The sequence below is a fragment of the Cupriavidus basilensis genome, from assembly GCF_029335485.1.
Classification (GTDB): Bacteria; Pseudomonadota; Gammaproteobacteria; order Burkholderiales; family Burkholderiaceae; genus Cupriavidus; species Cupriavidus basilensis_E.
In genome coordinates this window covers 1-26653 of the sequence record NZ_JARJLM010000532.1, presented here as the reverse complement: position 1 = coordinate 26653, position 26653 = coordinate 1, and the positions used below count along the sequence as shown (strand labels likewise).

Annotated in this window: 23 protein-coding genes and 7 pseudogenes; 8 read left to right on the top strand and 22 right to left on the bottom strand. The window is 60.2% G+C overall.

Going from position 1 to position 26653, the window contains the following annotated elements:
- Nucleotides 1-182: 182 nt before the first annotated feature.
- Together P3W85_RS33030 and P3W85_RS33025 are read right to left on the bottom strand one after the other, a co-directional pair.
- Entirely contained in the window at nucleotides 183-1382 is a 1200-nt protein-coding gene (locus P3W85_RS33030) for an MFS transporter (RefSeq protein ID WP_276267853.1), read from the bottom strand.
- A 23-nt stretch (nucleotides 1383-1405) separates the two neighbouring features.
- On the bottom strand, nucleotides 1406-1900 hold the full coding sequence (locus P3W85_RS33025; protein ID WP_276267852.1) for a DUF2938 domain-containing protein: 495 nt from the start codon (nucleotides 1898-1900) through the stop codon (nucleotides 1406-1408).
- Nucleotides 1901-2028: 128 nt separating this feature from the next.
- Between P3W85_RS33025 and P3W85_RS33020 the strand changes: the two genes are divergently transcribed.
- Nucleotides 2029-2364, top strand: a complete 336-nt coding sequence (locus P3W85_RS33020; RefSeq protein WP_346430308.1) for a MerR family DNA-binding protein — start codon at nucleotides 2029-2031, stop codon at nucleotides 2362-2364.
- A gap of 159 nt (nucleotides 2365-2523) precedes the next feature.
- Here the strand turns inward: P3W85_RS33020 and P3W85_RS33015 are convergent.
- Nucleotides 2524-2865: pseudogene (locus P3W85_RS33015) on the bottom strand (DUF3363 domain-containing protein); the annotation flags it as partial.
- A 658-nt stretch (nucleotides 2866-3523) separates the two neighbouring features.
- On the opposite strand from P3W85_RS33015, the gene P3W85_RS33010 reads away from it, so the two are divergent.
- Nucleotides 3524-3961 carry a GNAT family N-acetyltransferase gene (locus P3W85_RS33010; RefSeq protein WP_276267851.1) on the top strand — a complete coding sequence of 146 codons (438 nt, stop codon included), beginning with the start codon at nucleotides 3524-3526 and terminating at the stop codon, nucleotides 3959-3961.
- Nucleotides 3962-4034: 73 nt separating this feature from the next.
- Here the strand turns inward: P3W85_RS33010 and P3W85_RS33005 are convergent.
- From P3W85_RS33005 to P3W85_RS32995, 3 pseudogenes are all read right to left on the bottom strand, one after another.
- Nucleotides 4035-4220, bottom strand: a pseudogene (locus P3W85_RS33005) (DUF2840 domain-containing protein); the annotation flags it as partial.
- 5 nt (nucleotides 4221-4225) lie between these two features.
- Nucleotides 4226-4333 (bottom strand): annotated as a pseudogene (locus P3W85_RS33000) (chromosome partitioning protein ParB); the annotation flags it as partial.
- Nucleotides 4324-4688, bottom strand: a pseudogene (locus tag P3W85_RS32995) (AAA family ATPase); the annotation flags it as partial. The pseudogenes P3W85_RS33000 and P3W85_RS32995, both read right to left, overlap by 10 nt.
- Here P3W85_RS32995 and P3W85_RS32990 point away from each other — a divergent pair.
- Both P3W85_RS32990 and P3W85_RS32985 read left to right on the top strand, forming a co-directional pair.
- A pseudogene (locus tag P3W85_RS32990) lies at nucleotides 4676-4909 on the top strand (3'-5' exonuclease); the annotation flags it as partial. The pseudogenes P3W85_RS32995 and P3W85_RS32990 sit on opposite strands and share 13 nt — an antisense overlap.
- A gap of 2530 nt (nucleotides 4910-7439) precedes the next feature.
- Nucleotides 7440-8774 carry a replication initiation protein gene (locus P3W85_RS32985; protein WP_276267850.1) on the top strand — a complete coding sequence of 445 codons (1335 nt, stop codon included), beginning with the start codon at nucleotides 7440-7442 and terminating at the stop codon, nucleotides 8772-8774.
- An 87-nt stretch (nucleotides 8775-8861) separates the two neighbouring features.
- Here the strand turns inward: P3W85_RS32985 and P3W85_RS32980 are convergent, their stop codons facing one another.
- The 3 genes and pseudogenes from P3W85_RS32980 to P3W85_RS32970 all read right to left on the bottom strand — a co-directional run.
- Nucleotides 8862-9194: a hypothetical protein gene (locus P3W85_RS32980; protein ID WP_017229109.1), complete on the bottom strand. Its 333-nt coding sequence runs from the start codon at nucleotides 9192-9194 to the stop codon at nucleotides 8862-8864.
- On the bottom strand, nucleotides 9191-9901 hold the full coding sequence (locus tag P3W85_RS32975) for a ParA family protein (RefSeq protein ID WP_017229110.1): 711 nt from the start codon (nucleotides 9899-9901) through the stop codon (nucleotides 9191-9193). The genes P3W85_RS32980 and P3W85_RS32975 overlap by 4 nt, the downstream gene beginning before the upstream one ends.
- Before the next feature lie 2276 nt (nucleotides 9902-12177).
- A pseudogene (locus P3W85_RS32970) lies at nucleotides 12178-12276 on the bottom strand (IS6 family transposase); the annotation flags it as partial.
- 196 nt (nucleotides 12277-12472) lie between these two features.
- Here P3W85_RS32970 and P3W85_RS32965 point away from each other — a divergent pair.
- Together P3W85_RS32965 and P3W85_RS32960 are read left to right on the top strand one after the other, a co-directional pair.
- Entirely contained in the window at nucleotides 12473-12997 is a 525-nt protein-coding gene (locus P3W85_RS32965; protein WP_276267849.1) for a hypothetical protein, read from the top strand.
- On the top strand, nucleotides 12936-13526 hold the full coding sequence (locus tag P3W85_RS32960) for an acyl-CoA dehydrogenase family protein (protein ID WP_276267848.1): 591 nt from the start codon (nucleotides 12936-12938) through the stop codon (nucleotides 13524-13526). Before P3W85_RS32965 ends, P3W85_RS32960 begins: the two co-directional genes overlap by 62 nt.
- 313 nt (nucleotides 13527-13839) lie before the next feature.
- On the opposite strand, the gene P3W85_RS32955 is transcribed toward P3W85_RS32960, so the two are convergent.
- The 3 genes from P3W85_RS32955 to P3W85_RS32945 all read right to left on the bottom strand — a co-directional run bounded on the left by P3W85_RS32955 (nucleotide 13840) and on the right by P3W85_RS32945 (nucleotide 16544).
- Complete coding sequence (locus P3W85_RS32955) at nucleotides 13840-14403, bottom strand: histidine phosphatase family protein (RefSeq protein ID WP_276267847.1); 564 nt, start codon at nucleotides 14401-14403, stop codon at nucleotides 13840-13842.
- A gap of 188 nt (nucleotides 14404-14591) precedes the next feature.
- Nucleotides 14592-14906, bottom strand: coding sequence for a hypothetical protein (locus tag P3W85_RS32950; RefSeq protein WP_276267846.1), 315 nt, complete (start codon nucleotides 14904-14906; stop codon nucleotides 14592-14594).
- Between the two features lie 267 nt (nucleotides 14907-15173).
- On the bottom strand, nucleotides 15174-16544 hold the full coding sequence (locus P3W85_RS32945; RefSeq protein WP_276267845.1) for a Fic family protein: 1371 nt from the start codon (nucleotides 16542-16544) through the stop codon (nucleotides 15174-15176).
- A 109-nt stretch (nucleotides 16545-16653) separates the two neighbouring features.
- Between P3W85_RS32945 and P3W85_RS45665 the strand changes: the two genes are divergently transcribed.
- Nucleotides 16654-16929, top strand: coding sequence for a hypothetical protein (locus tag P3W85_RS45665; protein WP_430869668.1), 276 nt, complete (start codon nucleotides 16654-16656; stop codon nucleotides 16927-16929).
- 168 nt (nucleotides 16930-17097) lie between these two features.
- Here the strand turns inward: P3W85_RS45665 and P3W85_RS32935 are convergent.
- The 9 genes and pseudogenes from P3W85_RS32935 to P3W85_RS32895 all read right to left on the bottom strand — a co-directional run.
- A pseudogene (locus P3W85_RS32935) lies at nucleotides 17098-17334 on the bottom strand (ISKra4-like element ISBusp5 family transposase); the annotation flags it as partial.
- The gene (locus P3W85_RS32930; protein ID WP_276267844.1) at nucleotides 17292-18341 is read right to left on the bottom strand and encodes a D-cysteine desulfhydrase; all 1050 of its coding nucleotides are present in this window, start codon (nucleotides 18339-18341) and stop codon (nucleotides 17292-17294) included. The pseudogene P3W85_RS32935 and the gene P3W85_RS32930, both read right to left, overlap by 43 nt.
- A 107-nt stretch (nucleotides 18342-18448) precedes the next feature.
- Nucleotides 18449-19174 carry an amino acid ABC transporter ATP-binding protein gene (locus P3W85_RS32925; RefSeq protein ID WP_276267843.1) on the bottom strand — a complete coding sequence of 242 codons (726 nt, stop codon included), beginning with the start codon at nucleotides 19172-19174 and terminating at the stop codon, nucleotides 18449-18451.
- A 52-nt stretch (nucleotides 19175-19226) separates the two neighbouring features.
- Nucleotides 19227-19886 carry an amino acid ABC transporter permease gene (locus P3W85_RS32920; RefSeq protein WP_035806877.1) on the bottom strand — a complete coding sequence of 220 codons (660 nt, stop codon included), beginning with the start codon at nucleotides 19884-19886 and terminating at the stop codon, nucleotides 19227-19229.
- An 81-nt stretch (nucleotides 19887-19967) separates the two neighbouring features.
- A complete protein-coding gene (locus P3W85_RS32915; protein ID WP_276267872.1) occupies nucleotides 19968-20768 on the bottom strand; it encodes a transporter substrate-binding domain-containing protein in 801 nt (266 codons plus the stop codon).
- Nucleotides 20769-20814: 46 nt separating this feature from the next.
- Nucleotides 20815-21993, bottom strand: coding sequence for a cystathionine beta-lyase (gene metC / locus P3W85_RS32910; RefSeq protein ID WP_276267842.1), 1179 nt, complete (start codon nucleotides 21991-21993; stop codon nucleotides 20815-20817).
- A 5-nt stretch (nucleotides 21994-21998) separates the two neighbouring features.
- Complete coding sequence (locus P3W85_RS32905) at nucleotides 21999-23225, bottom strand: pyridoxal phosphate-dependent aminotransferase (RefSeq protein WP_276267841.1); 1227 nt, start codon at nucleotides 23223-23225, stop codon at nucleotides 21999-22001.
- 112 nt (nucleotides 23226-23337) lie between these two features.
- Complete coding sequence (gene trxB, locus P3W85_RS32900; protein WP_276267840.1) at nucleotides 23338-24294, bottom strand: thioredoxin-disulfide reductase; 957 nt, start codon at nucleotides 24292-24294, stop codon at nucleotides 23338-23340.
- Nucleotides 24295-24488: 194 nt separating this feature from the next.
- Nucleotides 24489-24836 (bottom strand): DUF3088 domain-containing protein, encoded by a 348-nt coding sequence (locus tag P3W85_RS32895; RefSeq protein ID WP_276267839.1) that lies wholly within the window; start codon nucleotides 24834-24836, stop codon nucleotides 24489-24491.
- A gap of 245 nt (nucleotides 24837-25081) precedes the next feature.
- Here P3W85_RS32895 and ftrA point away from each other — a divergent pair, with 245 nt between their 5' ends.
- The gene (ftrA, locus tag P3W85_RS32890; RefSeq protein WP_017224758.1) at nucleotides 25082-26092 is read left to right on the top strand and encodes a transcriptional regulator FtrA; all 1011 of its coding nucleotides are present in this window, start codon (nucleotides 25082-25084) and stop codon (nucleotides 26090-26092) included.
- A gap of 390 nt (nucleotides 26093-26482) precedes the next feature.
- On the opposite strand, the gene P3W85_RS32885 is transcribed toward ftrA, so the two are convergent.
- Nucleotides 26483-26653, bottom strand: a 171-nt coding sequence (locus P3W85_RS32885; RefSeq protein WP_276267871.1) for an NAD(P)(+) transhydrogenase (Re/Si-specific) subunit beta, incomplete at its 5' end; no start/stop codon positions are given.

Below are 26653 nucleotides of genomic sequence, written 5' to 3'. Positions count from 1 at the left end.
GATTGCAAATGCAAATATGACATGAAATATATTCGGGGTGGCGTAATGAAATATTGACCTAGTTCGCATTCTGTTTAATTTAATTAACTGGTTCGATTTCGCTTCCCAGGAAGTAGGAGCTGACCTACTCGGCGTGGAAGGATTCATAAGCAGGACCTGCCAACTCGCGCTTGATTGAAAATCTATGCAAGTTCACCAGCAGATTCATGTGCGTGGCTCAATCGTGTGTCGAGAGCGGCCAACCCAAGGGCAATAGCACCTATTGCCGCCCCCACCCAGCCAACTGACGACAGTCCATAGCCGAAACTGATAGGAAGCCCCGCAAGCAGCGGGGCAAGCGTTAGGCCGGCTTGAAATGCGGATGAATTCGTTGCTCCCGCGAGCATTGGCGCATCCGGTGCCACCGCATAGACGCGGCCCCATACCGCCGGATTTAGCAGGAAGCCCGCGAAGCCAAGAACGAGCACCAAAGTGACTGTCGCCACCCAATGTGAGGCCAAGAGCGCTATTGCCGCAGAGGCAAGAATGAGGCAAATGATGCCGGTAACAAGCGTGGCGAACTGATGACGATCGGCGGTTCGACCGCCGATCGTAAGCCCGATGAATGCGCCGACGCCGAACAATGTCAGCACGGCAGGTAGCCACTCAGCAGGCAACCCGCTCACGTCGAGCAGCAAGGCCCCCAGATAGCCGAACGTGCCCATATAGGCGGCCGTGGTGACCATCGTCGTGGCATATGCCACCCAAAGAACAGGGCGCTTCATTGCACGTAACTCGGTCTTGAGGTCTGGCACCACAACATCCCCAGGTGTTTTTTTTGGCAGCGCAAGGAGGCCGGAGACCGCCGACACGGCAGTCACCGCCACGACAGCCCAGAATCCCCCGCGCCAGCCCGTGGAATCGCTAATGAACGTGCCCACTGGCCCACCTAGAACCATGGCAGCGGTTAGGCCGCTGACGACAATGGAAAGCGCCTTGGCGCGGCGATCAGGAGGCGAGAGTTGCACGGCTGTCGCCGCCGCAACTGCCCAGAAGCAGGCGTACGCCAAACCCATAGCGAAGCGCGCGACAAGAATTGACCAATACCCTTGTGCAAGCAGGCTGAGTGCCGTCGCGACGATGAAAGCCACTTGGCTGATGAACAGTGTGCTGCGACTAGGCCAGCGCAGCGCCAGGACGGCGAACGGCGGCCCACCAATCAGTGCGCCAACCGCAAACGCGGAAATTAGGGTGCCTGCTGTGGGTAGCGTGATGCGCAGATCAGCCGCGATCATTGGGAGAATGCCTCCCATCAAGAATTCGGCGGTACCCATCGCAAAAAGGCTAAGGGCAAGAAGATAGACGGCAGCAGGAATAATCCCGTCGTTCTTGTTTTCGTTCATGACAATTTTTCCAAGTGCCCCACTCATTCCCACACCAGCTTGAGCACTGCTGCGGATAGATAAAGACCGCCCCCAAAGATCGCATGCGTCAGCAGGCTGCGCAGACGATTTTTCCAAGGGGTTGGTGTGCGAGATGCCGCAATTCCTGCGCCCATTGCGGGCTGCATCACGAAGAAGGGGATAACAACAGTCACCGTGCCCACGGCCAGGGCGGGCAGCCACACGGGATCATGCAGCCATTCCGCGCCATAGATGCCTACCAGCAACACCGCGAACGCGATGCCAACGGCGTAGTGAATCGCCCACCCCAGGGACAACTCGCCCGGTATCGGCGCGGCCTTGCCGATGCTGGCGTGCGCGAACCTGCCCCGACAAAGATGGCCTGCCCACCGGCCAACCATTGCGTAGTCGAGCGTAGGAATGCCCAAGCTCTTCTGGATCATTGACCACACGTCCATCACGGCTGTCGCGCCGACCCCGATCAGAACCAGCCTTATCAACTCGCCCATCGATATCATTTTCTGTCCTTTCCATTGATGAGAGCATCGTCTGCAGGCATGCTAGAAGTTGAAGTCAACTTCAAGTCAAGGGATGCAACACGGATATTTCAGAAGTTGCCCGACGCACGGGCCTGCCATCCGCGACAGTGCGGTTCTATGAGAAGAAGGGCTTGATCACGGCGACCAGGTCCGCGGGCGAGCGGCGGCGCTTTGCATCGGGCGTGCTCGATCAGTTAGCGTTGATTGCACCCTGGCAGGCCGGCGGCCTCTCGCTGGCCGAGATCCGCGCCATGCCCCCCTCCGATGGTGCTCCGCGGGTGGACGGAGAGGTGCTGTTGGCCAAGGCCGACAACATTGACGCGACCATCAAGCGCCTAAGGACCATGAGCCAAGGCTTGCGTCATGCCGCAGAATGCCCCGCTGCTAACCATGCGCAATGTCCGACTTTTCAGCGGCTACTCAAGGCTGCTGCTGGCAGGTAAAAAAAGCTAGAGGGACAGCCCAAAGTGAGGCGATGTCACGAATCACCAGTGCACCCTTGTGACCAAGCACAATAGGAAACAAGGAAGCGGTCAATGGTTCGAACATTAACACCCCGCGTCCCCCCTCGAACCATGCACTGGAAAGGCATGTAGCGGGCAACCGTCGATCAACTGCTGGTCGAGCCAGGTGGCGCCGATCACACGGACCTGCCGCTCGATAGGAAGATGCGATTTCAGCTCCACGGCCACACCGGCCAGGCGCTGCGCGTTGTACTGGCGGCCACGCTCGGGCAGGTCGACCGGCACCTTCCATAGCCCCTCGGCCACTCGCTCCACGATGCCGGCCCGGCGCAGGACTTCGAGTCGGCGGGCATGGGCGGCGACAACCTTCTTCTGCAGATCGCGGCCGGGTACGGCTTGGCCTTGCGCCACGGCCAGGTGGTGGTCGGCGCGGTACAGCCCATCGCTTGCCAGCGCAGCGACGTGGGCGTCAGCTTCGCGCCCGCGAAGCGCGCCGCCGAGTGGCAGCGCCCCAGGCGTGAGCCAGGGCGCTGACCACCGGGAGCACCCTGGCTGCCAGCAACTGCAGGGCGGCACACCGAGGACTTGCCGCTGCTGGCCTTGCCGGCCTGTTTGAGCACCTTGAAGATAAAGCCCTGGCCTCGGTTCTTCGAGGCGCAGTGGCGGATGCGGAATTCGTCGTCGCGGCGGTCGATCATCGCTGCGCTCCCTGCAAGCTCTGGCCCAAGTTGCAGCGTAGTCGGTCGTGCGAAGCACGCGGACATGCCTGCATTGGCGCGGGCCTCGCGCCCCACGCGGCACAGTGGCCAAGCCGCTCCGTGCCGTACCACCCCCACGTGCCGACTGGCTTTGCGGACGACCGGGTGCCGCCCCCTTTTGTCTTGCCTTCCGCCTTTGCCCTTCGCTGTGGCTCCGGGCGCAGGCCGGGCGCGTCCGAGGCAAGCGCCTGCACAGGAGAAGGCAACGTGAACACACCTGGGCTGCACGCGCGACGACACGGCCATGCGCAATCCCACCACACGCCCGATAGCACGATGCAATGCACGGCAACATACAGCGAGTCGGCGGCGAAGACAGTCACGGTGATCGCAATCTCTGCGGAGATTGCGCTGCTATGATCAGCGTTTCGGAGACTGCTATGCCTATTCAAATCAGATTGGCCCGACCATCCGATGTCGGGGACATATTTCGTGTTCGGACCTCGGTCAATGAAAACGTCTTGAGCGTAACCGAGATGGCCGATATGGGAATCACCGAGGCATCGGTGACGGACATGATTCGCAGTGCTCCCTGCGCCTGGGTGGCGTGCGAGAACGCACAAGTCGTTGGATTTTCGATGATTGATTCCAACGAAGGATCGCTGTTCGCAGCGTTCGTGCTGCCATCGCACGAAGGCAAAGGGATTGGCAAAAAACTGGTGCAAGCGGCTGAGGAAGTCTTGTTCTCGAAGCACGCTCTCGCGTGGCTCGAAACTGCCGAGACAAGTCGTGCCGCTGGCTTCTATCGCCATCTCGGATGGGGACATGAGCGAGATGTTGGTGAGGGCGATATTCGCCTCGAAAAGCGCCGTCTCTGAGCGCGGCAAACCATACCGCGACATGCAACAAGACGACATGCCCGATGGCACGATGAGACGCACGGCAACGTGCAGCCTCGATGCCGTCGATGCGTTCCATCACGGCGCGTACCTGATTCTCTCCCTCGGTGTGCAGCAACAGGCGCGCGCCCGGCTGCACGCTGGGGATGCGCTGCACGGGGTCCAACGGCGTGCAAGCCTGCACCGCCATGAGCTGCCGGCGGATCGTGCCGTAGTCGTTGGCTTGCCAGCGGATGCGGCGGGCTCCAGCAGCGCGCGCAACAGGTCGGGCACGGTCACGCCCTGCGTGAAGGCCGACACCTTGATGCGTGCCCGTCTGGCGGGCGTGACGTCGAGGGTCAGGCGTGCGGTGCCGGCAGTGGCTGCTCGGCCAACGACTGCCGCGCTTTCCGGCCGATGATGGTAGTGCTCACGCGCCGGTCGATGACGAAGGCTGCGCGCAGCGCAGGCTGGAACACCTGCGCCTCACGGATCAGCGCCACCATCTCGGCACTGGTCCCAAGGTCGTATGGGCTGGGCTGTACCGGAATCAGCACGCGCTCGGCCGCCAGCAACGCGGAGCGCGCCAGTGCAGCGATGCGCGCGGGCCGTCGATGATGACGTGATCGGCCCGCCTGGCGAGTTCTGGCGCTTCCTGACGCAAGGTTTCGCGGGCGAGGCCCACGGCGCTGAACAGCCGGGGCAAGCCCTGACGATGCCGTTGTTCTTACCACCCTTTACTCTGCCAAAGGCTTGGAATGGGACGCAGTGGTTCTAATTCGGGTCGAGGAGACCGTGCTGCCTGACGAGAAAGGGACTTCCGAAGCTGAAGAGCGAAGGCTCTTTTACGTTGGTATGACAAGAGCACGTGACTCGCTTTTCATCAGCACGGCAAAGAAGAATCCCACCTCACGCTTCGTCTTTGAAGCCGGGTTGCTCCAAACGTAGTTGTCTGGCGGTGTGCGGTGGCAGTTGAGAATTCTTCTAGTGGCGATGCCGCCCTCTGTGACATTGAGTCCAATCGCCGCCATTCTCGCCATACCTGGCCGGAGCGGGCCTGCTGGTTCAGGAGCCCCTACCTACCGGACCGATGGCCGCTGAACTGGCGCTCCGTGCGCTCTGCCCTGAGCCTTGTGGCCCCCCGCTTCGATTCAGATTGAGGCACCCAGCCTCTCGCCTCGCCATCGAGCCGTTGCGCGACAGCGTCGCGCAGCGTCTTTGGATGTACTCCAGCACCTTGGCCCGTGACGCTGCTCTCGGACACGAGAGAGCATCTCAATTGCGGCCTGGCGTGCGGTTGCTCCGCGGTGGCGGTCGCGTCGCTGCTCCTCGTGACTAGCCTTCACTTACTGGTCAAGGCCAAATCCCGTTCCAATGGAGAAATCTGCGCGACGACGCAGTGACTATGACGCGACTGTCCTGCCCAGACCCCATAGCCACTCCTCGAGCTTGGGTCTGACATGGGCAAGGCATCCCGTGGCCACGCGCTCCGGGTGGAGCCTGCAGCATACCGTCAGATGCCACGGATTCGGCTCTTTCCTTCCAACATCGGTCATTACCGTATTCGCTGGTTGCTCCCACGAGGGCAATCGGGTCATGCACCGCGCGACCGATCAGGCTGCGGGTCGCAGGGACCGCGCGCATAGGCTCAGACGCAAGCACCCAGTCTTGCCTGGGCGGGGGTCGAACTGTGCTGCAACCGTGCCGCGGCAGCGAACCCGCACCATCGTCCCCACGATCTCCCTTCGTGAGGGAGCACGCTGGATCGCTTCGGCCGATTCTAGGTGGAAGAGCTGGACGCTCGCCAAAAAGTGACCCCTGCCCCTCGTGATCTGTCCTGGTGTGAGCCCTTAGCTACGCCTGGCCAGACATATCCTTCGAGATCGGCACCCACAGGGTCTGGTGTGATCCCATGGTCTTCAGCGGAGGCCGCCGGCACGAAGCCTTCCCGGCACGGTTCACTGGTGCAATGGGTTGGGCCGCAGTTTCCTATCGCTCGGGCTTGGTGCAATGAATTGGGCCGCAAATCAAAGGTTGCCGGTGAAAGGTGCATCGTTTTGGGCCGCTTTTAAGGAAGAGCAACAAATAGTAAGTGCTTCCTATCATTAAAACCACTGAGTTTTGGAAATCGGGAGGGCTTTGCGGACCAAAGAGATACACCTTTCCAGCTGAACTGCCAGGGAAAGGGCCTCTATAGGCTTTTCCGCTCCCCCTCCCGATGCTGTTCGGACCAATGGATTGCGCCTTTGCGGAAGTGGCGTCTAAGCAGCATTTTTTGCGGACCAATACGCTACACCCATGGACTATATGGTCCGTGAGTGCAGCGGATCTTGGTGGCAGGCCATGCCGCTAGCAAGTGCGAGGCTACAGTTGCGGACCAATAGATTGCACGTTGAGCCGGGCGCTTACTATATTGCGGACCAATGAATGACACCGTTTTGCTTCGGCTACGAGAATTGCGCACCAATGAATTGCACTTTGCCTGGGTGCATGGTGTTGCGGACCAATGGACTGCACCTTCTACAGGTTTGGAGGACTGCGCACCAATAAACTGCACCTTGCCTGGGTGCATGGTGTTGCGGACCAATGGACTGCACCTTCTACAGGCTCGGAGGACTGCGCACCAATAAACTGCACCTTGCCTGGGTGCATGGTATTGCGGACCAATGGACTGCACCTTCTACAGGCTCGGAGGACTGCGCACCAATAAATTGCACTTTGCCTGGGTGAGTGGCGTTGCGGACCAATGGGATGCACCTTCTACGAACTCGGCGGACTGCGCACCAATAGATTGCACTTTGCCTGGGTGCATGGTGTTGCGGACCAATGGACTGCACCTTCGGATGAATCGCTCAAAGTGCGGACCAATGGAGTACACCTTCAGATAGGTTGCTAGATTTGCGGGCCAATAGATTGCACGTTAAAGAGCAACTTAGGTTGCGGACCAATGGATTGCCTCTGCATGCGTGGAGATTTAGTTGTCCATCCACAGTTGCTGTGGATAACCTGTTCGGTTTTGACCTTCCGCACTTCTGCGCGGAGAGCAAGCAGCTTCTTTGTTTGTAAACCAGCTAACGTATACGAGACCGTTTTTTTTGTTTGAAATCAGTAGGTTGCGACGAGCAAAGTGTAATCTTTTGGTGGCAAGGTGTGATTCGTTGGTTCGAAGGTGTCATTTCTTGGGCCGCAAAAGTGTTAACTATTGGTGCTTGATGGTGTTATTCATTGGCCTCAAAGTGCAATTCATTGGCCTATGGTGTTAACTATTGGGTTATGGGCCCCCGAATCGCTTGGATTGCCTAGCAGGCAAGGCTTCGCAGGCCATGCTCCATCGCGGATGGTGTAATACATTGGTGCGGAGGTGCAGATTTTTGGTGCGGCGTGGACATCGCCTCCGCGCCAAGGTGCAATCGTATACTTGACTCATTGCACCTTTAGATAGATAGTACCGGCACTATCGCTAGTGCACCCCTCCCCTATGGCTGACGTCCCACGTAACCTCCAGGAACAACTGGGCTTCGACATTTTCAACGCAGTCCGTGGGGAGATGGGTGCTGCAACGGCGATCACCGAGTCGAGCCGTGAGATAGGCTACCGCAAGACTAACGTTCTGATCGACGTTTCGCCGCTCACCCTCCTCGCTCGCAGAGCAATCAATGCGCTATGGTTGACCGTCTCCGAGAATCCTGACCTGCCGCACTACGATATTGAACTGGGTTATTTCAAATGGCTCGCCAAGTTTGAGACATCTAACAACCTGGCGCACCTAAAGAAGGCATTGCGCGAATGCCAAAGTGCATCGGTACAGGTCTCTGTTGACGAGACCGATGGCGATCCGCAGTGGGCCTCCGTTCCACTGCTTGGGTCGGTCGGGATCTCCGGCGGACGCGTGGTATTCAAGGTCGACGAGATGATCAGGCGTCAACTCAAGGACCCACAGCGCTACACCTATCTGTCGTTGCGCATGTCGGCTGCGTTGAGCAACTATGCCTACATTCTGTACGAGAGGTTGAGCTCGCTTCGCTTCATGGGGACGACGGATTGGATTCCGCTTGATGTGGTGCGAAAGTGGGTCAATGCTGACTCCGTCAAGTCGCTCACGGAGTACAAGCAGTTCAAGCGCCTCGTGCTTGATAAGAGCACGGAGCAAATCAACGAATTGACTGACCTGTATGTAGAGTTCGAGACAAAGACCACGCCTGGATCGCGTCGTGTAGCTGCTCTCCGCTTCAAGCTGCGCGATAACGCGAAGGGCAAACTGGTCCTGGATTTCGCTCATCCGCACGAGCTTAAGGATCTCTACGAAACCCTGGTGAAGGGCTTCGGGCTAAGCAAGCGGCAACTCAATGAAATCATCGGCAACCGGGAAGTCAACACGGACGATCGCATTCGCAAGGCTATTGAGTTGGTGAAACATCGTGTGCGTGTCGGCGGAGTAAAGTCGCCTGGCGCCTACCTGATGCGCGCGATCAAGGAAGGCTGGGAGCTTAGCGAAATCGAGCGAGAGATTGCCGCTGGTAAAAAGGTGGAGCCTGGTCAGCCGATCCTGATCGCCCCTGCCGAACTCGAGTTCGCCAGTTCACTTGAGCGGGACGTCGACGCAGGCCTGGCGTCTTTTCAGACGTTGGACAAGTCGGCACGAGACGAAGTGCTTGCGTCGCTGTATCGTGAAACTACCTTCAAGATGGCCACACGGCGCGCAAAGATTAAATCCGAGCCAGATGAAGCAGCCATTCTCGGGCGGAAGGCCCTGAAGACGGAACTTGGCCTCTTTATGAGCAGGACCCGAGGACAGCCTGCAACGCCAAAGTGATTGCGGTACCCGCGGCAGGCGCAAGAAAAGGGGGCGCGCCCCCTTTTCTTGCGATTCAGATGGTATCTGATAGCTACCAGATAACTATCAGCGCTTATATTTGTCTTCCAGCGCTTCCACTGCGCGCTCGAGCAGCGCGCCGGCCGGGATATTCAGAGCTTCGGCCAGAGCATTGAAGCGTGCAATCGTATCGGGCGTTGCCTTGATATTGATCTGCTGATTGCGGCCAGTAGTGAATCGACGCTGGCGCCGCAAAGGTGGCGCGGCCGCCGCCGTCTCCAGCTTGCGGGCATCACGACTGACAAAGCCGTTTTCCTTGGCGACTTGCTCAATCGCCTGCCGGTCGGGCCGGGGCTTGTCTTCTCGCGGCCGCGGCTCGAAATCATCGAGCGCGGCGTCAAGTGGGTTCGCTCTGCTCATTGTGCAGCCTCCTTCTTCTCTTCCATATGGCCCTTGCGCAGGAACTGAAGGAGCTCACCTGCGAACATTTCTGCGTTCTCGATCGCCTTGTCGACGTTTGACACCTCAGATCGGCTAAGGCCCGAGAGCGACTGACGGTATGCGAACATTGCCTTGAAGGCCGCACGCTCGTTCAACTCGGTCTTGAATACCGGAATACCTGCATTCGCGAAGGATCGCCGGATGTGAGTCGTTTCGCGGCTCTGGATGGCTACGGATGTTCTGGTGAACAAGACAGCATAGGGAAGCTTGTAGTCGGGCTTGTGTTTTTGGATGCCGCGCTCGTGTGCGCGGATGAGGCGGAATGCTCTGCCAGCCTGTTCTGCGTCCAGTTGCGACCCTTGTGTCGGCACTACAACAAAGTCTGCTTCGCTGATCGCGTGTGCGACGATGGTTGCGGCGGTTCCCTCTAGGTCGACGATCACAAAGGCGGACTCTTTCGCCGCTGCATCGATCCTATCGGCGATGTCTTCCTCCGTGACATCCGAGATCACCGCCATGGACTTCGGAGCCGCACCTTCGGCGGCCCATGTCTTCACAGGATGATTCGGGTCTGCGTCGATGACAGTGACGCTCTTGCCGCGCTCCGCGATTTGGGTTGCCAGGACTAGGGATGATGTCGTTTTCCCCGCTCCGCCCTTAGGGCTTACGAACACGATAGTCGGCATCGAGATTCCTTTTTGCTATTAGATATCTGGTAGCTAGCGGATAGCCTGGCTAACTAGATGCCTAAGTATAGCGGATAGCTACTAGATATCAATAGCTACTAGATAGCTACCATGATACCCGAATGGTAGCTGCCGATGATGCCCTGTCACCGACGTCACCAAACTGCCTCATGATAGCTTCCAGCTATCTCATGGCTAGCTGAAAGCTATCCCATCGCGGCCACGGAGCGAACTCGACCACTCAGAATACAGGCGTGTTCGTTGCGGCCAATGCGATCAACTAGCTACCGTCATGGTAGCTAGCGGCTACCATTCAGCTGCGAATCCCACGTAGCGATGAATCGAGACAACGTGCCACAGAGCGCGGTATCGCAAGCCTCTCTCTGCGCTCACCGATAAGGCAGGACAGCATGATGGGCAGGCGGAGCGCATCTCAGGTGGCTATCGGATAGCTACTAGCTAAACCGCTGGAATAATTCGTTCGCCGGATCGAGTGACGGTGGTACGGGATAGCCGCTGGCTCCGATCTTGATAGAACTGGGACGTGCACCGCGGGAGGGGCAGAGCTCCATAGGGTGCTTCGAGCCAGCGTTGATGGTGGCGTCGCTTTTGCAGTCCTGCAATCTGGGTCCGGACCAGGATGATGGTGGCTTCCCACGGGCTCACAAACTCGATTCTCGACATCCACGATTCCCTCTAACCATCGGCTATCTGGTAGCTAGCCGATATCCTACCAATCGGAATCCCGGCAGCGTAACTGATAGCTACCGGATAGCCAATGGTACTATATGGATACCAAAGTGCTACTATCGTAACCAAGACGACGGGGCGGTATCTGATAGCTATCTAGACGATGACTTCGAATGAACGCACTGCCGGGCGAAACAGGAACGCGCTTGCTATTGAACTAGCTATCATCAGGCTATCTGGTAGCTACCATTTTGAGGGGCTTGTTGGTTATAGCGGGTAGCTACCAATTGCACCGGCTCGCCATGATGCAAAATAGTGGACGCGCTCGTCGCCACGTTTTGGTGGGCGGGGGGCTGATCACTAGGGGGCAAGATCCAATGGGAGTGGCCGCCGGAATATGTCTCGCGGACCTATCAGATGGCTGCTGACTAATTTCAGTGGAGCGAAAATCCTAGCGTTCGTGAGGATAGGGCGCTTGGTAGCTACCAGATATCCTTCGTGAGACAAGCGATCAGCTGTTCATGGCACAGGCACGATAGCTGGGAGCTAGCTTGCGTCACTAGGAAAGCGCAAGAACACCGTGTGCCGTACGATTCTGTGAATGGTAGCTACCAGTTAATATTTTGATCCAGGAGTAGCAGTATCGGATAGCTACTAGCTAGCCTCCGCAGATTGTGTGATTGCTGTTCGATGTTCTGGTCGATAGCTATCGAGTAGCTACTAGATAGCCATCGGCCAGCGGCGAGAATGCGCAACAATGGTACCAGCTAGCTACCAGATAGCCATGCCCAGGCATCCCCTGACGAGTGGGCCTTTAAGGACTCCTTTGCAGGACAACGCATGCCCTGGAAGCGCGTCTTTCGTAGCAGGCCCAGACGAGCGATCGTCCCGTCCATGAATGCACACATTGGAGCAGGGCAGTCCTGCTTGTCAGTGGATTTAGAGTGCAGCGCGTCTGCAGAGCGCATCGCGAGACAGGCTTCAGCAGGGATCATCTGGAGCGTTCCATTTGCAGCTGAGAAAGCTATCGGATAGCTACCGGATATCGTTGGGTGGATTCGGATTCCATACGCCTCGCCGCGGCAAATGCTGCCGACCTTTGTCACGCCGCTCAACACGGACCGTTGGCTACAAATTCTCTCCACGCGGCGCAACTATTCACGGCGGGGCGAAAACCTGAAGGCTACCGCGGACCCCCAAAGAACCCGAATCCAGCAAGGGGAACGGCAGACCAATAGCAAACACAGATCCCATGCCCGGCTTCCGGACGTACACCTCACGGCGCTAAGAACGCCCGGCGCATGCGTACCGGCACCGCCTGTGGAGTGTAAGTCTTTGATTTTCAACATCAACTATATGCTCCATCAATCTACCGGCCAATAATGTTGGGCAAAATGCTATGCCGATAATCGATCTTCGGGCATCTTGGAGTCCCGTCGCGGGCGGGGAGCACCACTTCGACCAGGTCGCAACCAATCCATACAATTTCTCATCTTCGATAAACGTCATTACCTCTGCAAGGCTCGCCTGCCTGGCAGGCCGCAACAGTCCGATGTCGCCGAGTGCCCGCGTACGTGGTGTGACGAGCGGCGGATCTTCTCGTAGCTGACGATCACGCCGCGCTTGAACAGCAACGCCTTGATGTCACGCAGGCTCAGGTTGAACCGGAAGTACCAACGCAGCACAACTGAGGCCGATCCGCTACCGGGGAGCGCATTTCCGCAGCGAGGGTACGCTGTCCACCCCGGCCACCCCGCAGGGCCGCCCCGTGATCTTTCAGGCAGGGCAGTCCGGTGACAGCAAGGCCTTCGGCGCGCACTTCGCCGATGCGCTCTTCACCGGGCAGCGCCGCATCGAAAAGGGGCGGCGTTCTACGCCGACGTGAAGTCCCTGGCGCGCGGCTACGGGCGCAATCCGGACCACCTGCTGGTGATGCCCGGCCTGTTCCCCATTCTGGGCGGCACCGAGGCCGAGGCGCACAGGCGCAAGCGGGAACTGGACGAGCAACTCGATCACGCATTCTTGCGCGAGGAACTGGCGCACCACCTGGCGCTCGATCCAGACGATCTGCTGCTGGGCGAAAAGCTGCCCTTCGACAAGATCGGGCAGGCGGAAAGCCGGGTGCCCGTGGCCTCGCGATGGCATCGGCAGGAAATCCTCAGCGAGGCGCGCGCGAACGATTGGACCGTGCGCCAGACGCTGGTCTGCAATATCACCGGCGGACACCGGCTCATCGCAGGCACGCCGGAGCAGGTTGCCGGCGACATCCTGCACTGGGTCGACAGCCGGGCCGCGGACGGTTTCAGACGGATTCGGGCAAAGGCTCACGGGCTCGGGCACCACGGTGTTCGACAACGGGTACGTGAGCGAGGCGGGCCTTCACGATCTGCCCGCCCAGGCGAATGACGGGCGGCCCGTGCTGTATGGCTTCACCTTCCACCAGATCTACCTGACCACCGTCATCACCGGCATCGTTAACCGGATACTGGCGGATGCCATTGTCCTGGTGCGTGCGCGGCACCGCAGCTATTACCACGCGCTGGCGCAGCGGCCGTGCGACGAACCGGAAATCCAGGCGACGATCGGGCGTATCGCGGCTTACCGCAGCGCCCTGCACGCCATCACAGAACGCGCCGTGCAAGCGCTGGACCTTGCCTGGCAGGGCGCTCATGGCGCCGACGCGCATCGGCTGTCGCTGGCCGCCACGGTGGCTGCCTCCGAGGCCAAGGTGGTCACCGACGAGGTGGCCGCCAACCCGGCCAGCCTGCTGATCGACGTGTCCAGCGGCAGCGGCGTTTCCACCCAGGCGGCGCTCGACCGGCACTGGCGCAACATCAAGGTCATTGCTTCGCATAATCCGCGTCTCTACAAGGAGCGCGTGCTCGGGGACCACTACCTGAATGGCACGCTGCTGCCCACCGGCGCGTTCTTCTAGATCGTCCCGTGCGAGAGCAGGCATGGATGCCGACTGAATTGCAAAGCAGATGTTCGACACGGGGCGGCCACCGCCCGTGGAAATACAGGAAACCATCATAGCGAGTGTACGGCGCTGGCCAATCTTTGCCTGAGTCGAGACCATCTGAGGAGAGCAGTCCGCCCGTAAAGGGCGAATGCAGGGCGCTTGCCTCGCCAACGCCCCCCATATTGAGGCGCGGTAGGGCAAAACCTCATCGTCGGAGCCATTTTCCCGGCAAACACGTTCTTGTCAGTCCGAACGCTTCCATTCCCCCGACTTGTTCAGCGTAGCCTTAACTCTGATTCATCCGATAAGTCTTGGCGCTCCAGTACCGGTTGCCATCGCTTTTCTCCTGAGTCCATCCGGCTGCCTTTAACTGCTTGGCGATCATTCGATTCATGAATCCATGACCGAGCAGCAGAACCGGCCCTTCGCCAGCAAGGGATTGAAGTCGTTGCGCTGCCGTATTGGCCCGCATCCTGGCCTTACGGGCAGACTCGACCTTCCCTGAGAAACCGCACAGCCATAGGATCCGGAGAATAAATGCCCATGTAAACGGTGAAAGCCGCGGTAGTGTCCATCGCCCATAGGGCAGTTGCGCCTCGCAGAACATCTCATCTACCAGGGTGGGCTGAAGACCCAGCGCCCGAACGGATGTCAGCGCTCGGGGAGCACTGCTCGACACGATCACTTTGGCGGTAGCGGCTAGCCCCACACTAGCTTCTGGAGCGGGCCGGTCAATGATTTCGGATAGATCATATTGCTCAATCCAGCGCTTCATATCGCGTGCTGAAACCTTGCCGAACGCGGCCAGATTCGGTTGGCCATGGCGCATTAAGGTGATTTCCCCGTTCACTGTATTTATGTCCTTGTTGTCCAGTGAGTGCAGAGGATACACGCTGCGGGTGCTTTAAACAGTGCACGTGGAGAGCGCCGGTCTTCCTCGATTGTCGGCGGATCTGGATACTCGTCCTCTGCCTTCGCATGCGCGGCCAAGAATGACGCAAGAGATGAATAGGTCGGCTGAATCTGCCAACTGTCATGTCACGTTTCCACAACGAGAGGTTCGTATCCTTCTTCGCCGATCGGCCAATACAACCCGAACGTGTCACCGTTTCCCAACTCACCTTCGGCGAAGGGTTGGAATCCAAGCGGTGGATAGGGCGAGCCGTGTCGCCAATCTTGGCGGAGACTCACCTCAGCAATTTGTGTCGGAAGTTCCATATGGCGATCACGGATATTTTGCTTGTAGTCGAAGCGCCCACGTTTCCTGATGGCCGCCTCGTCGACTCCCGCAGCAACGAGCGACGGGCGTATTGTAGGGGAATTCTGCCGAACCTCGGCTCCGCGCATCACCATGCGAGACCTACTCCACGCGTCGGTCAAGATGTGTTCGCTGAACGCTTACCTTCGAGTTGCCGAGAACGCAGGTCGGTGCCTGGGAAAAGTGCCTGCCCAAGGCTGGTCGACGGGACGGCGTGTAGGAGAACGGAGGGCATCGTAGTTGGGCTCGTAGGCTCGTAGTTGTGCTCGGCCCGGATTGCTACCCGTTGCGGGGCAGGATCTTGCGCCATGCGCCGGGGAGACAAAGCTGAGTGCTTCCCATCTCGCGCCGCGGCAATGCGATCAGTTGGGCGGCCCCGCCATTTGGACTGCTTTCCAAACGGTGAGCTCCGAGGGGCGCAAGCCGTAGCGTGCCAGCACACCCTCGTGCAGGCGCCGGAGCTCTTCCACGATCAGCGCTTGCACATTGTCGCGCTCGGCTTCCGGCACTCTTGCCATGACCGCCTGCCGAATCACTGTTAGTGCATCCTGATTGGGTTGCATCACGACGTCCCGGATCGCTTGTTTGATCAGATCACGCCAGGCAAGTCGCAGCGGATCTGGTTCCGCCAGATCCTGCTTGATGGCCAGATACTCTTGCGTCGACCGCTCGTAGGCCCAAACATAGAGATCGCGCAGCAACTCGACGCGGGCCATCTCATACATGCCGAGGATGGCGCGGCTGTAAGCGTGCTCCGGCACATCGAGGAAAGTGAGCGGACAAAGGTTGGCGCGGAACAGCGGCAAATTGGCCACCAGGCGCGAGGTGCGTTTGTTGATATCGGCGAATGGCTGCAGGTATGGCAGATGCACCATCACGAAGAATGACTGTTCGAAGGGATCGGCAATCTGATTCGCCTTCTCGAGCAGGACATTCAGCGCCTCGTCGATCTGTTGTGGTGCGGACAGGGGACGGTAAACACTTTGGCCAATGTCCACGGCGTGCTGGCGAATCCGGCCTTCATCGGCAGGGTTAGGCAACAGGTTCTCCGACAAGGCGCTATGCAGGTTCATCAAGGTGTAGCGGTCAAAACCGACCGTACCGATGTTCTCCACCAGCAACTCGATGGCAGTCTTGTGGTTGAGGATCATCTGGGTCTCAATGGCCGCCTTGCCTTGCGCGACTTTCCCGTGCTCGATCAACTCACGGGTGTCCAGCCGGGAATAGGTGTTCCCCTCCAATTGGCTCGATGCCCATGATAGGTCGATCAGGAGCCGGTTCAGAATTGCCCTGCTATAGGTTCCAGCGGGTGCATCAGCCTGCGCGGTCTTGCCCATCTTGTGTAGCTGACGCCGCAGCGATTCCGACAGATACCAAGTGACATTGGGCCGATAGACGTCAAGAAATTCGCGTTGGTAACCCACGGGCTTCCGCGCCTCCGGCGGCTGGTCGATATACGCCACGATATCGCGGCTGTCGGCGGAAAGCGGGATGTAACTTGGGAGGCGGTCTTCCTCAGTGGCAGCCGGGGCAATCGCTGCCGATTTCACTGGAAGATAACGGCGGGCGCGCCCTTCGCCGATCGCTCTGATCTGTCCACTATCGATCAATTGGCTGATCCAGCGTTGTGCTGTCCGTCGCGCAACGTCGGGATGCTGTGCAAGCAACTCCGCGAGCATCAATCCCGCGGAGGCTTTCCGAACGCTTTCTAGCAGTGCATTGGCGGTGGACATGTGGGCTGTGGCGCAGTTCGTTTAAACGGTGGCGCGATTATGGCGCAGTTTGTCTAACTGCGCCATAAATTGGCGCGGATGTGGTGGTACGGGTATCGGCGCCAAACAAGTGCTGCGTGAGTTGCTTCAGGTCGTGGCTCAGGTAGCGCGAGATGCGCGGCGTGGCCGCGCCGCGCCGGCTGCGCGCCAGCGAGAGCGGGTTGCCGGCGTCGACCAGCGGACTGATGTCTACCTGATCATGGCATATTCAAAGAATGCGGGTCTGGGACTGGATTCTGCGATGATCGGCTTTGCCATCTGCCTGTCCCTTGGCAATAGCTACACGCTTGCCAGCGGTCAAAGCAATATGCTTGGTGTCGCCGCAGGTATTCGCCACAAGTTCTAAAGACAGTCCAACGGTATGTAACAAAGGCCTTCTTGCGCAGTGGTGCAGGCAGTCTTGCAGAATGCTCGCATGCATCCATCACATGCTCTTTGAGCTGCCTCGGCGGCCTGCAACGCAAAGGCCTCACCCATCTTGGTGACGGGGCCTTTTTCCCCTTGCTGATCGTCAAAAGCGGACGAACGGATCCCACGGTTCGAATGCCGATCGGTTGGCCGTGAGCCGCCCATACGCCAGAGGCGTCATAGCTTGATCGACGTGTCGCAACATTCGCCCGATGTACGCCCAGTCGAGCCCCCATTCGGTATCGAAAGGAAGGTCGTTCTGGTCGTTTGCAACGCCAACGAGATCTAATGCGCCATGGGTCAGAACGCGGACGTCGTTGGGATCGTCGTAGCCGCTGTCCGTATTTCCATGTTGATTGCATTGCGATACGCAAACAACGCCGGCGCACCGCCGGTATGCAGGAACAACACCGGGCCATCGCCGGTAAAGCGCCGGCGCGCGACACCATCGAGCAGGCCGGCCATCGCCTTCCCCGTATAAACGGGATCGAGCAACACCCCTTCGGTACCGGCCAGGATGCGGATGGCCTCCAGCCCAGCCTGGTTGGGTTCACCATAGCGAGGTGCGAAGTACTCGTCCCACAGCTCGACTTTCAGCCCTGCCGGCACCTCGACATCGAGCAGCGCAGCAGTACCCTCGATCAGCCCAGCCACCTTCGGCGTTTGCGCCGCGACGCTGCGCGACACGGTAACGCCGACGACCGGTGTACCCGGCATCGCGTGTGCGAGCGCTAACGCAAGCCCGCCATGGGTTCCGGCACTGCCGGACGCCAGCACGACCGCCGAGAATGCAAGACCCATCGCTTCGGCTTGCTGGGCCAGTTCCAGGCCGGCACGTACATACCCCAATGCCCCCAGCGGATTGGACCCGCCGATTGGGATGACATAAGGCTTGTGCCCCTCGCCACGCAGCCGTTCCGCAAGGGCTTGCAACTGTGCGTCGGCGTTGTCGAGACTGGCAACCGGCTCGGCCTGCGCGTCGAACAGATCGAGCAGCAGGCGGTTGCCGCTGTGCAGGTAGTCGCTGTCTGCCGTGCCGGTCGGGTTTTCCAGCAAAGCGCTGCAGCGTAGCCCAAGAAGGGCCGCCAGCGCGGCCGTCTGCCGGACATGATTCGACTGTATGGCTCCGGCCGTTACCAGCGTATCGGCGCCCTGGCGCAAGGCGTCAGCCGCCAGGAACTCAAGCTTGCGCAGTTTGTTTCCGCCAAACGCAAGTGGCGTGGTGTCATCCCGCTTGATGTAGATGTCGCGCCCGAGCATCCCGGACAGGCGATCAAGCTTTTGCAGGGGCGTGGCCGCGCCGACCAGATCGAGGCGGGAGAAAGAGGCAAGGCGATCCGTGATCTTCATGATTTCGAGTTTTGGGGAGGTGGACCAAGATGGGGAGGCGGCGGGTGTTGTCAGCGGGGACCTTGATCGCCCTCGACTTCCCCCGCCTTCATGCAAGCTGGTGTGAGTCAATGCAGAATCTTTGCGAGGAATTCCTTCGCACGGGCCGACTTCGGGTCGCCAAAGAAGGCTTCCTTGCCGGCATCTTCGACGATGGCGCCGCCATCCATGAAAATCACGCGGCTGGCGACCTTCTTCGCGAACCCCATTTCATGGGTGACGCAGATCATCGTCATGCCCTCGCGTGCCAGTTCGACCATGACGTCCAGCACCTCATTGATCATTTCGGGATCGAGCGCCGATGTCGGTTCGTCGAACAGCATGGCGATCGGATCCATCGACAGCGCGCGCGCAATCGCAACGCGCTGCTGTTGCCCGCCCGAAAGTTGCCCGGGGTATTTCCGCGCATGCGCTTTCAGGCCGACGCGTTCGAGCAGCCGCATGCCGTTCTCCTGTGCCTCCTCCTTGCGGCGTTTCAACACTTTGACCTGCGCCAGGGACAGGTTGTCGAGAATGGACAGATGCGGGAACAGCTCAAAATGCTGAAACACCATGCCAACCCGCGCACGCAACTGGGCGAGTTTGATCTTCGGATCGCCGAGCATCACACCGTCCACACTGATCCGGCCCTGCTGAAACGGCTCGAGGCCGTTGACCGTTTTGATCAGCGTGGATTTTCCTGATCCGGAAGGGCCGCAGATGACCACGACCTCGCCTTTTTCTACCTGGGTGCTGCACGCATCAAGCACCTTGAACTGACCGTACCACTTCGATACGCCTTCGAGCGCGATCATTGTTTTGTCTCCTACTTGCAGATTGCTTTCTTCGGGGTTCCGACCCGTTAAATCAACGCGTCACGGGCAGTGTCAGACGCGCCTCGAGGCGACGCTGCACCCATGACAATCCGGTGCTGAGCAGCCAGTAGATCGCCGCTACCGACAGATACAGGGGAAGCGGCTGGAACGTGGATGCGATGATCTCCTGGGACGACCTGAGCAACTCTGTCACGGTGATGACTGACACCAGCGACGTATCCTTGATCAGGCTGATGAGCGTGTTGCCGAGACTTGGCACGGCAAGCCGCAAGGCCTGCGGGCAGACGATGTAGCGCAGTGTCTGCAGATGGCTCAGCCCGAGGCTGTGCGCTGCGCTCCATTGCCCTCTGCCGATACCGAGAATCGCGCCGCGCATGCTCTCCGACAGGTACGCGCCGGCATTGGCCGTAAGGGTAAGAATGCCGGCGCTGGTGGGATCCAGGGAAATGCCGAGGTCTGGCAGGCCATAGTAGACGACGAACATCTGCACCAGCAGGGGCGTGCCGCGCATGACACTGACATAGGTGCGAGCAATGCCGCCCAGGATTGGACTGGTGCTGATACCCATGATGGCGACCACGATCCCGACCAGCAGGCCGAACACCATCGACGCCAAGGCAAATTTCACGGTGATCGCCGCTCCGTGCAGGAGTACAGGCGATGCATGAATAACTAGATCAAGAGATTCCATGATTCAATCCGTAGCAGTGGCCGCGTGGCCGGCCAGGCCCATGCCTGCAGCAATGGAACGAGCCGGCCGGCGTGGCAGCGATTACTGGGCGATGGGTCTGCTGGCGTCGGTAGCCAGCCACTGGATGGACAGCTTGCGCAATGTGCCATCCTGCTGCAACGCGTTCAGCGCGTCGTCAATGGCTTTGGCAAACTTGGGATTGCCCTTGCGGAACGGGATGCCCATCTCTAGCTTCGTGCCAGCGAGCAGCGCGCCGGTGCGTAGCGGCATCTTGGAGTTCTTGATCAGGTACGGCAGCATCAGGCGGTCATTGAGGGCGGCATCGATGCGCCCGGCCGCCAGGTCACGCAGGTTTTCCGACGTACCCGGATAGGTTTGCACCAGGATACCCGGCACAGATTTCGCCAGTTCGGCATAATTGCTGCCCAGGGTGACGCCGACGGATTTCCCCTTCAGTTCTTCCAGCGATTGGAACTCGCGCTTGTCATCGCTGCGCTGAAGTACCTGGACCGCGGAATAGACGTATGGCTGGGTGAAATCCAGAGCCTGGCGGCGCGCCGGCGTGATGCTCACCTGGTTGACGATGACGTCGAACTTGCCGGCTTGCAGGCCGGCAATGATGCCACTCCACTCGGTGGTGATGAACTGGATCTTGAGCCCCATCTTGTCGGCCACGGCTTTGGCTACGGCCACGTCAAAGCCGTCGAGCTGACCGTCGCCATTGCGATAGCCAAAGGGTGGGTAAGTGCCCTCCATGCCGACTTTCAGGACACCGCTGGCTTTGACCGAATCCAGCAGATCTTCAGCGTGCACGGCAGGCGCCATGACATTCAGGAGGGTCGCGATGCACGCGCTTTGCAACAGCAACTTCAGGGATTTCATGCCTTGTCTCCAATGTAGGAATAGATATTTTTTTTGAAGGGCAACGCTATTGCCCGACAAGTCGGCGGAACGCGGCTTCCAGATCGGCGATCAAGTCCTCCTTGGCCTCAAGGCCCACGTGCAATCGGAATGCCTGGCCGGCATACGGCCAGGCGGCTGCGGGACGCTTCTCGCTGGGATCGAAGGGCATCACCAGGCTCTCGAATCCGCCCCAGGAAAAGCCCAGGCGGAACAACTTCAGGTCGTCGATGAAGGCGCGGAACGCCTCGCGCCCATATCCAGGCTTGAGTACGACGCTGAACAATCCTGAAGCCCCGGTGAAATCCCGACGCCAGAGTGCATGGCCCGGCGCACCTGGGAGCCCGGGGTGCAACACCTGGGCCACCTCCGGGCGGCCCGCCAGCCAATCGGCAATGGCCAGTCCGCTACGCTGATGCCGCTCAAGGCGCACGGCCATCGTCCGCAAGCCCCGCTGCGCGAGATAAACGTCGTCCGGGCCCGCGTGCTGGCCAGTGGCGAAGACATATTCACGCACCGTGTTCCATGACTCGCGGTTGGTCGTGATCACACCCATCAAAGCGTCCGAATGCCCAACGATGTATTTCGTTCCCGCATGCACGGAGACATCCACGCCGTGCTCGAATGGCTTGAAGAACAAGGGCGTGGCCCACGTGTTGTCGATGACGACGACCGCGCCATGCCGGTGTGCGACCTTCGCAATGGCAGGAATGTCCTGCATTTCGAACGTTTGCGAACCCGGTGACTCGGCGAACACGAGGGTCGTGGTCGGACGGAACAAGGCCGCGATGTCGGGCCCAAGCGTGGGGTCGTAGAACGTCGCAGACACGTTGCAGCGGGCCAGTACCGTTTCGACATAGTGGCGCGTCGGGCCATAGACGCTGTCGCTCACCAGGATGTGATCGCCGGCTTTGACGAACGCCATGATCGCGCTCGTACACGCCGCCAGGCCCGACGACACCAGCAGCGAGCGGTGCCCGCCTTCGAGTTGGGCCAAGGCATTCTGCAACGCGAAGGTGGTCGGCGTGCCTTTGCGGCCGTACCACATGACATCCGTGTCGGCGACCGACATGGCGCGCCCGCGCGCTTCCATGTCGTCGAGATTGCGAAACGTCACGGTCGACGCGTGGAAGACCGGCGGATTGACGGCGCCGCCGAAATCGTCGGGATCGATGACGCCGTGCGAGAGGTAGGTATCGGGGGACATCTGGATTACCCTCGTCTGGCGCTGTTGACCATGTCGCCCAGGCGCTCCAGTCCCATGCGGAGATTGGGCTCGGGCGGGCCGAACGAGAAGCGCACCCAGCTTGCGTCGATATACCCGGTCGTTCGCTGCTTGCCCGGATTGACGTCGAAGAACCTGCCGGGCACGGTCATGACCTTGCGCTTGAGACCCTCGGTAAAGAAGGTGTCCGCGGTGTTCAGCGGCGCGGGCAGCCGATGCACCCGGCCCCACAGATAGAACGTGCCGTTGCCGGGGCAGGGGATTTCGACGCCCATTTCGGTCAGCGCGTCGAGCATGATGCGGCGCTTCCTGGCGAACATTTCCCGCAATGCGGACGTTTCCTGATCCGCACGGTCGTGTTGCAGCGCCTGCACGGCAAGCCGTTGCACGATCGTCGGCGGGCCGCCGTCGATGGCGCTTGCCGCACGGCTGATCATGTCGATCACGTCGGTCGGCCCCACCACCCAGCCTACGCGCAGGCCGGGGTAACGGTGATTCTTCGTCAGGCCGTCGACGATGACGACCGGGTCCGTCTCCACGTCCTCGACGAATTCGGCGGCAGAGACCGGCTGGTCAGCGGGGGCGTGGCCATCTTCGAACACGAAGTGCGAATAGAATTCGTCGAGCAGCATCCAGCAGCCCGTGTTGCGCGCCGCCGCCACATACTGCGCCAGTGCTTCACCACGCACCACGGCGCCCGTGGGGTTGTTGGGATTGCTCCACAGCAGCGCGTTCAGTTTTTCCCTGGCGATCAATCCCTCGAGCGCCTGCGCCGGGATGGCAAAGCCGTCTTCGGGCCCCACCGGCAGCGTGACCGGCGTGAAGCGGTGGCGGTGGTAAGCGATCAGATCTTCGTAGGCGGTGTAGTCGGGCACGACGTGGCCCAGACGAATTTCTCCCAGGGTGGCGAGCAGGCGCGACAGCGCAAGCCGCCCACCGGAGGCGATTGCGACATTGTCCTTCGTGTACTGCGATGCCTTGCCGCGACGATAGCGACGGTTGTAATCGTCCGCAACCGCCTGACGCAGCGCATCGATGCCGCCGACCGGCCCGTAGGCGCAATCGGCCACGTCGAACTGCAGCGAAGCCAGCCGTTCCGGCGCGCCTGCCATGGGCCCGATTTCAGGCTGCCCCTGGCCGAGATTGCACCAGTCGGGATGACCGTTCCGGAAGCCGAGCTTGACGGCTTCGTGAACGACGTGGATCACGCCCATGTAGGGGACCGGGCGTAGCAGGGAAGAGGCTAGTGAGCTTGTCATGTTGTTGTCGAAGGGGAGCTTGCTTATCGGTGACGCGACGCCATGCTGTTGCGATGGGTGACCATGCTCATGCAGCCGCGAGATCCAGATAGCGCTGCGCATCGAGCGCGGCCATGCAGCCCGTGCCGGCGCTGGTGATCGCCTGCCGATAGATATGGTCCTGCACGTCGCCTGCCGCGAACACGCCCGGCACACTCGTGCCCGTGGCGTTGCCGCAGAGGCCGCCGTTGGTGATGATGTAGCCGTTCGCCATCTCGAGCTGGCCCTTGAAGAGATCGGTGTTCGGCTTGTGGCCGATGGCGATGAAGACGCCTTGCACCGCGAGGTCAGCGATCTCGCCGGTTTGCGCATGCCTGAGGCGCAGGCCGGTCACGCCGGCCGCGTCGCCATTCACTTCGTCGAGCACGTGGTTCCATTTGATCTCGATGGCGCCTTGCCTCTCCTTCTCGAGCAGACGGTCGACCAGGATCGGCTCGGCACGGAACTTGTCGCGGCGATGGATCACCGTGACTTTTTTCGCGATGCCGGCCAGATACAGTGCTTCCTCGACTGCCGTATTGCCCCCGCCAACCACGGCCACATGCTGCTGCTGGTAGAAGAAGCCATCGCAGGTCGCGCAGGCGGACACGCCGCGGCCCATGAAGGCGTCCTCGGACGGCAGGCCGAGATACTGTGCGGATGCGCCGGTCGCGATGATCAGCGCGTCGCAGGTGTACTCGCCGGATTCGCCGATCAGGCGAATCGGCTTGCCGTCGAGCTTTGCCGTGTGGATGTGGTCGAACACGATCTCGGTGTTGAAGCGCTCCGCATGGTCGAGAAAGCGCTGCATCAGCTCTGGGCCCTGCACCCCCGTAGCGTCCGCCGGCCAGTTTTCGACATCGGTCGTGGTCATCAGCTGGCCGCCTTGCGCCAGGCCCGTGACGAGCACCGGCGACAAGTTGGCGCGCGCCGCATAGACGGCGGCGGTATAGCCGGCAGGGCCGGAGCCGAGAATCAGGACCTTGGCGTGCTTGGGCGAAGACATTGGAGAATCCATAGCTTATTCAAGGGACTTCGGGCGATTGCCTGAAGCGATTACCGAGCAGAGCCGAAGTCGAGGCCCGCCACGCATGGGTGCCGCAATGTTGCGGTAGACGATGCCGCCGATCGCAATGGTTGCGATGGCCCGCCGGGGGTGCATGGAAGGCCTCTTCACGCATGAGCCGGGTTGGGCTGTAGTCAGGAGGCGGGACGCGCCACACCGTACTGCGACGACAGGTATCGACGGATATGGTCGGGCGAGTCGATAAAACGCGCCTGGCCGTGTACGTGAATCTCCACACCGTCATCGACCGGCGCGCGCCCGGCGCCGAGCACCAGGACGGGGGCGGACTGGTTCGCCTCGCCAATCAGTTCGACAATTGCCATGCGAGGGCGGGGCGCATCGATGTATTCGACATCAACTTCATTGCGCAACTGCGGGAAGAAGCCGAGCAGGCCTTCAACGGCAACGGAATCTCCGCAATAGAACGGACCTTCCGAGCCTGAAAAAAAGCCGGGGCGAAGCATGAATAGTTTGTCTTTCACTTTCACTCTCTCTGTGGGTTGAACTTGCTGGCGGACGCGTGTCGCTTGCCGTACCGCGAACCACCGACCACAGGATAAGCAGTGCAAATCAAACTCACCAGTGGCACGAACGACAATTTGCGTTAAGATCGTGCCAACTTGGGGGGGAGTGGCGGCGACCCGGATCGCAGCACCCGCAACAGACATGGGGGAGAGTCTTGCGAGACGTAGTGCAGATGGAGCAAAATCAATCGCTAGTGGCATCAATGCCAGTTTCCGTCCCTATCGTGCCAAAGACCAAATCACAATCGTCTGTCAACGCCGGACTGGTTGCCGTCGTCGTGTATGACGGCCTGAGCCTCTTTGAATATGGCTGCGCCGTTGAAGTGTTCGGTCTGCCAAGACCTGAAATGGGCGACAGCTGGTATCGCTTCACGACCTGTTCCGCCGAGTCGGGACGGTTGCGCGGTTCGGGTGGCATCCAGGTACAGGCTGACGGCGGCCTCGAACTCCTGGCCAAAGCGAAGACCATCATTATCCCGGGGTGGCGCGGTATCGAAGCGGACGTCCCGCCGGAACTCTGCCGCGCGTTGAGGAAGGCGAACAAACGCGGGGCGCGCGTCATGTCGATCTGCACGGGCGCCTTTGTCTTGGCGGCAGCGGGGTTGCTCGACGGAAAGCGTGCGACTACGCACTGGCGTCATGCCGCAGCGCTCGCGGCGCGATATCCGGACGTCCAAGTGGAAGCGGACGTGCTCTACGTCGATGCCGGCGATGTCCTCACGTCTGCCGGTAGTGCGGCGGGAATCGACTTGTGCCTCCACCTGATTCGCCGGGACCTTGGGCCGCGCGCAGCCAATCAGGTCGCACGCCGGCTTGTCATGCCACCCCACCGCGAAGGCGGGCAGGCCCAATATATCGACGAGCCGGTCTCAAAGCGTAGCGGCTCTTCGCTGGCACCCTTGGTGGACGCGGTGCGCGCAACACTGGACGAAGGCTGGTCGATTGTCAAAATGGCAAAGCAAACGGCGATGAGTGCCCGAACCTTTCAGCGGCACTTTGTCAGTACGATGGGGATGCCGCCAGGGGAGTGGCTGCTTTCCGAGCGCCTCGGCCGCGCCAGGGCATTGCTCGAAGAGACCGGTTTGTCCGTGGATGAAATCGCGGTGCAAGTCGGTTTTGGTGCTGCAGCCACCTTGCGCAATCATTTCAGGACTCGGCTTGGAACCAGCCCGGGTTACTACAGGCGACGGTTCAGCGCATCCGAGGCGCACTGATTACCTGGCTGAGTCGTACCTCGTCAATGATTGGCTGCGACAGCTCCAGGCGTAGACTGGTCGCCGCAGCATGTTCAGGGAAGGAGGGCGGCCGTGCGTATCAGCGCTTGCAAGTCGTAGTGCAGGACGAAGGGGACGCGCCCGCCACCGCCACGGAGATCTCCCGATCGAATGAACAGCCTTTGATGCCGGATCACTAGAGCCGCATCTGGCGGAGGCGAAAGCGCGTTTGTCCCACGTGCGGTGCACCGCTAGCCTGCAAGGGGCACCACCGGTTGGTCTCTCGGCCGCCGGTTGGACGACCGTCGACTGACAGTCCCAGGCTGTATCACCTTCTACGAGCCGCGTAAATCCCGCCAAGGCGGATAACGTCCGCGGCCTGCACCGTGTCTAGTCGACCGCCTTGCCCATGTCCTCGACCACCTTCTTGGCGTCGCCGAACACCATCATGGTCTTGTCCATGTAGAACAGCTCGTTGTCCAGCCCGGCGTAGCCCGCCGCCATCGAACGCTTGTTGACGATGATGGTCTTGGCCTTGTAGGCCTCCAGGATCGGCATGCC